The organism is Agromyces sp. P1_H4, assembly GCF_056405255.1.
On the sequence record NZ_JBFUCL010000389.1, the window covers coordinates 1 to 5,585 of the forward strand.

Below are 5,585 nucleotides of genomic sequence, written 5' to 3' on the forward strand. Positions count from 1 at the left end.
CCCCGGTCCGCAGGACGGAAGGGTCAGACGCGGCGGCGCTTGGGCGGGCGGCATCCGTTGTGCGCCTGGGGCGTCACGTCGTTGATGCTGCCGACCTCGAGGCCCGCGGCCTGGAGCGAGCGGATCGCGGTCTCACGGCCCGAGCCGGGGCCCTTGACGAAGACGTCGACCTTCTTCATGCCGTGCTCCTGCGCCTGGCGGGCGGCCGACTCGGCGGCCAGCTGCGCGGCGAACGGGGTCGACTTGCGCGAGCCCTTGAAGCCCACGCCGCCGGAGGAGGCCCAGCTGATCACGGCACCGTTGGTGTCGGTGATCGAGACGATGGTGTTGTTGAAGGTCGACTTGATGTGGGCCTGGCCCACGGCGACGTTCTTCTTTTCCTTCTTGCGCGGCTTGCGAGTAGCCGCCTTGGGTGCTGCCATGTGTGAAATCTCCTGTATCTGGCGAACGAGCGGTTACTTGCGGCCGGGCTTCTTCTTGCCGGCAACGGTGCGCTTCGGGCCCTTGCGGGTACGAGCGTTGGTCTTGGTGCGCTGGCCGCGGACCGGGAGGCCGCGACGGTGGCGCAGGCCCTCGTAGGATCCGATCTCGACCTTGCGGCGGATGTCGGCGGCCACTTCACGGCGGAGGTCACCCTCGACCTTGAAGTTGCCCTCGATGTAGTCGCGGAGCGCGACGAGCTGGTCGTCGCTGAGGTCCTTCACGCGGATGTCTCCGCTGATGCCGGTCTCCGCGAGCGTCTGCAGCGCACGGGTGCGCCCGACGCCGTAGATGTAGGTCAGTGCGATCTCCACGCGCTTCTCGCGCGGGATGTCGACTCCTGCCAGACGTGCCATGTTGGCTTCTCCTGTTTCGAAGTGGAGGTGTGGAGCAACGCCGGTGCCCGGGCCTCCGACCCGAGGTGTCCCCGCGACATCCGTATGTCGTGGTTCTGGCGCTGCCGTTGCGGTGTTCAGTTGTGGGAGCGGGGCGCACGCGAGGTGCGCCCCGAAGCCTTCGCGACTAGCCCTGGCGCTGCTTGTGGCGCGGGTTCTCGCAGATCACCATGACGTTGCCGTGGCGACGGATGACCTTGCACTTGTCGCAGATGCGCTTGACGGAGGGGTTGACCTTCATTGTTGTTCCTTGGAGTTCGCTGTCTTCGTACCCGCGGGATGCCGCGGGCCGTTACTTTCCAGCTGCCCTTACTTGTAGCGGTAGACGATTCGCCCGCGCGTGAGGTCGTATGGGCTCAGCTCCACGATCACGCGGTCCTCGGGAAGGATGCGGATGTAGTGCTGGCGCATCTTTCCGGAGATGTGCGCGAGGACCTTGTGCCCGTTCGTGAGTTCCACCCGGAACATCGCGTTCGGGAGGGCCTCGACAACCGAGCCTTCGATCTCGATGACGCCGTCTTTCTTGGCCATAGCCTCACTATCGCTTTAAGGTTGGGATGCTGGTCGTGCGATGTGTTCGCGACCGACGATCACTCGTCGGGCATGCCGAAGCAGGCGTGCAGAACACCAAGGGTCAACTATAGGTGATTCCGGGGCGTTTCGCCAGTCGAGGCCGCGGATGACGCGCCGGGGCGCCACGGCGCCCGACCACGGACCTGACGGTGGGCTCTACCGCGAGCGCTTCGCCGCTGTCGTGACCTCGACGAGGCCCGCCTCGAGCGGATGCCGCGAGGCGATGCCGGTGACCTCGTGCACGAACGCGGCGGGCTCGCTGCGGTCGAGCAGTTCGCGGAGCTCGACGCTCTCGGGGTCGGCCGGGACGTCGAAGCGCAGCGCCGCGCCGACCGCGGCGAGCAGTCCGTCGACGGGCCGGCCGAGCTCGGCGAGGTCGGCCGCGGGGCCGACGAAGCGCTCGTGGCGGCCCAGCTTGCGCAGCGGCTGCCGCCCCACCCGTTCGACGGTGTCGGGCAGCTCCGGGTTCCGGAAGCGCTCGAGGATGGTCGCACGGTACGTCGCCTGCTCCTCCTCCGTGAAGTCGTGCTTCGCCGTGATGAGCGCGGACGTCTCCCCCAGCACCCGCTCGACGGCCGCCGCCACGTCGGGATCCGCGAGCGCGTCGCTGATCCGGGCGTGCCCGGCGAGGAAGCCGAAGTACGCGGTCGCCGCGTGGCCGGTGTTCACGGTGAAGAGCTTGCGTTCGATGTAGGGCGCGAGGTCGTCGACGAAGTGCGCACCGGGGATCGCCGGCGCCTCCTCCCCGAACGGTGGTCGCTCGATCGCCCACTCGAAGAACGTCTCGACGGTGACGTCGAGGCCCGCGTCGGGCGCCTGGCCCGGCACGATCCGATCCACCGCGGTGTTCGCGAACACCGCCCTGGCGCTGAGCGACGGCCACTCCTCGGGACTGGACAGCGAGGCGATCTCGTCGCGCAGGAGGTCGGTGGCGTTGATCGCGTTCTCGCACGCCATGATGACGAGCGGCGGGGCATCCGCCGGTCGGGCCCGCAGCGCCATGACGAGGTGCGGGGCGATGAACCGCAGGATGCTCGGGCCCACGGCGGTCGTCGCCACGTCGGCCGTCACGAGTTCGTTGACCAGCGCCGCGGCATCCGTCTGGCTGTTGATCGCGCGATAGCCGTCGACGAGGAGGTCGCGAGCCCCCGCGCCGACCTCGTGCACCGTGTAGTGGTCGGACGCCGAGAGCGCATCGATGAGCTCGGCGTTCACGTCGGCGAACACGACCTCGTAGCCCGCGTCGTGGAGCAGGAGGCCGACGAATCCGCGCCCGATATTGCCGGCGCCGAAGTGCACCGCCTTCACGAGTCGTTGACCTCGGAGAGCAGGGCGTGCAGCTCCTGCGCGGTCGACGCCGCGATGAGCTCCTGCACGGCGTCCTCGTCGGAGAAGATGATCGCGATCTTCGACAGGATCTCGAGGTGCTCGTTCTCGATGCCGGCGATGCCGACCACGAACCTGGCCTCCTCGCCGTTCCAGTCGACGGGCTCGTCGTAGCGCACGACCGAGAGCGCCGAACGACGGATGCGGTCCTTGGCCTCGTTCGTGCCGTGCGGGATCGCGAGGAAGTTGCCCATGTACGTGGACACGGAGCCCTCACGCTCGAGCATCGAGTCGACGTAGCCCGGGTCGACCGCGCCGCTCTCGACGAGCACGGCGCCCGCCTCGCGGATCGCGTCGTCGCGGCTCGCGGCGCGGACGACGAGCCGGACGTTGCCCGGGGGCAGGATCTCTTCGGTCATCGGATGCTCCTTCTTGATCGATTCGACTGGCCGGTGCCGCGGCGACCACCGGATGGCCAGCAGGTTCACGATCTCCTCGTACTTCGGGGAGTTCATGAAGTTGTCCACCGAGACGTGCAGGGCGCTCGGCGACTGCAGCCGGGCACGATCCGTGAGGTCCTGGTGCGTGATGACCAGGTCGACGTCATCGGTGAGGTTGGCGATCGCCTTGTTCGTCACCGTCACGCTGTCGATGCCGGCCTTCTTGATCTTGTTGCGGAGCACCGTGGCGCCCATCGCACTCGATCCCATGCCGGCGTCGCACGCGAAGATGATCGTGTGGATCGGCTTGCGCTCGAAGGCCGCCTCCTCGCCTTCGGCGATGAGTCCGCCGCCAGCCGCCACGCCCTCGGCCTGGAGGTTCTGCAGGACGCCGCTCTCCTTGCCCTTGTTGGCCTCGGTCTGCGCGATCGCCGCCGAGAGGTCACCGGCGTTCTCCTTCGCGAGATCGCGCTTCCGACTCGCACGGAGGATGATCGCGGCGACGAGGAAGGAGACGGCTGCGGCGAGCACCACCGAGAGGATCACTCCGACATAACTGTCCGGCGCGGTCTGCGCGAGCACCGCGATGATGCTGCCCGGCGCCGCCGGAGCCCGGAGGCCGCTGTTGAACAGCACGTTCGTTGCGACACCCGTCATGCCGCCCGCGATGGCGGCGATGATCAGCATCGGCTTCATCAGAACGTACGGGAAGTAGATCTCGTGGATGCCGCCGAAGAACTGGATGATGATCGCCGCGGGAGCGGTCGCCCGGGCCATGCCGATGCCGAAGAAGGTGAAGGCGAGCAGGATCCCGAGGCCGGGGCCAGGGTTCGCCTCCACCAGGAAGAGGATCGACTTGCCCGTCTCGCTCGCCTGCTGGGTTCCGATGGGGGTGAACACGCCGTGGTTGATGGCGTTGTTCAGGAACAGCACCTTGCCGGGTTCGACGAGGATCGAGAGCAGCGGCAGCAGCGACAGCTTCACGAGCCAGTCGACGGCGGCCTCGAGGCCGTTGCTGAGCCATTCGACCACCGGCCCGAAGGCGACATAGCCGGCGATCGCCAGGGCGAAGCCGAGGATGCCGGCGGAGAAGTTGTTCACCAGCATCTCGAAGCCGGCCTTGATCTTGCCCTCCCAGATGCGGTCGACCTGCTTCATGAGCCAGGCCGCCAGCGGCCCCATGATCATGGCGCCGAGGAACATCGGGATGTCGGTGCCGACGATCACGCCGACCGTCGCGATCGACGCCACGACGCCGCCACGGGTGTCGTAGACGAGCCGGCCGCCCTGGTTGGCGATGAGCAGCGGCAGCAGGTAGGTGATCATCGGGCCCACGAGTTCGGCGAGCGACTCGTTCGGGGTGAATCCGGCGGGGATGAAGAACATCGTCACGATGCCCCAGGCGATGAACGCGGCGATGTTCGGCAGGATCATGCTCGACAGGAAGGTGCCGAACCTCTGGACTGCGACGCGTGCTCCCCCCGGCCGCTTCGTGTCCGCAGACGTCGTTGTCATGGTGGTGCCTCTCTCGTGGTCACGGCGCGGCGGTGCGCGCCGAGGTGATGTGGGATGCGGCGGACACGGCCGCCTGCTTGGCTTCGGCCGCTCCCTCAGCGGCCAGGGCTGCCCGGGCGAGCGCCTTGGCGTCGTCGGGGCTGTACCGCGCGAGGGAGGCGCGGACATCTGCGAGTGCCGATGGGGACATCGACAGGCTGGTGGCGCCGAGGCCCACGAGGACCACGGCGAGCAGTGGGTCGGCGGCGGCCTCGCCGCAGATGCCGACGGGCTTGCCGAGCTCCGCGCCGGCCGTGCCCACGTCGGCGATGAGGCGGAGCACCGCCGGATGCCACGGGCTCTGCAGGTTGGCCACGGTGCCGAGCAGCCGATCGGCCGCCATCGTGTACTGGGTGAGGTCGTTCGTGCCGATGGAGGCGAAGTCGCAGGCGGCGAGCACGCGATCGGCCACGAGCGCGGCCGACGGGGTCTCGACCATGACGCCGGCGACCCGGATGCCGAGCTCCTTGGCGAGGCCGTTGAAGTAGCGGGTCTCCTCGACGGTGGCGATCATCGGCGCCATGACCCAGAGCTCCGCGTCGGTCGCGGCATCCGCGGCGGCGAGGGCGGTGAGCTGCTCGCGCAGGATGACCTCGGAGTGCCGCAGGGCTCGGATGCCGCGGAGGCCGAGGGCCGGGTTCTCCTCGTGCGCATCGTTCAGGAACGCCAGCGGCTTGTCGGCGCCGGCGTCGAGCACGCGCACCACGACCTTCTTCCCCGCGAAGGCCGTGAGCAGGCGCGTGTAGTGCCCCTGCTGCTCGCGCACGCTCGGTGCGGAATCGGCGTCGAGGAAGAGGAACTCGGTGCGGAACAGGCC

General features: G+C 68.5%; 7 protein-coding genes. All 7 read right to left on the reverse strand.

Annotation, left to right across the window (positions count from 1 at the left end):
* Nucleotides 1–23: 23 nt before the first annotated feature.
* Complete coding sequence (gene rpsK, locus AC1DY2_RS17620) at nt 24–422, reverse strand: 30S ribosomal protein S11 (protein ID WP_159605229.1); 399 nt, start codon at nt 420–422, stop codon at nt 24–26.
* Between the two features lie 33 nt (nt 423–455).
* A complete protein-coding gene (gene rpsM, locus AC1DY2_RS17625) occupies nt 456–836 on the reverse strand; it encodes a 30S ribosomal protein S13 (RefSeq protein WP_159605227.1) in 381 nt (126 codons plus the stop codon).
* A gap of 166 nt (nt 837–1,002) precedes the next feature.
* Nucleotides 1,003–1,116 (reverse strand): 50S ribosomal protein L36, encoded by a 114-nt coding sequence (rpmJ, locus tag AC1DY2_RS17630; protein WP_129520984.1) that lies wholly within the window; start codon nt 1,114–1,116, stop codon nt 1,003–1,005.
* 68 nt (nt 1,117–1,184) lie between these two features.
* Nucleotides 1,185–1,406 carry a translation initiation factor IF-1 gene (gene infA / locus AC1DY2_RS17635; RefSeq protein WP_021759551.1) on the reverse strand — a complete coding sequence of 74 codons (222 nt, stop codon included), beginning with the start codon at nt 1,404–1,406 and terminating at the stop codon, nt 1,185–1,187.
* 198 nt (nt 1,407–1,604) lie between these two features.
* A complete protein-coding gene (locus AC1DY2_RS17640; protein ID WP_476763593.1) occupies nt 1,605–2,756 on the reverse strand; it encodes a mannitol-1-phosphate 5-dehydrogenase in 1,152 nt (383 codons plus the stop codon).
* On the reverse strand, nt 2,753–4,648 hold the full coding sequence (locus tag AC1DY2_RS17645; protein ID WP_476763594.1) for a PTS mannitol transporter subunit IICBA: 1,896 nt from the start codon (nt 4,646–4,648) through the stop codon (nt 2,753–2,755). Before AC1DY2_RS17645 ends, AC1DY2_RS17640 begins: the two co-directional genes overlap by 4 nt.
* Nucleotides 4,649–4,748: 100 nt before the next feature.
* A partial coding sequence (locus AC1DY2_RS17650) for a putative PEP-binding protein (protein ID WP_476763595.1) occupies nt 4,749–5,585 on the reverse strand: 837 nt, incomplete at its 5' end.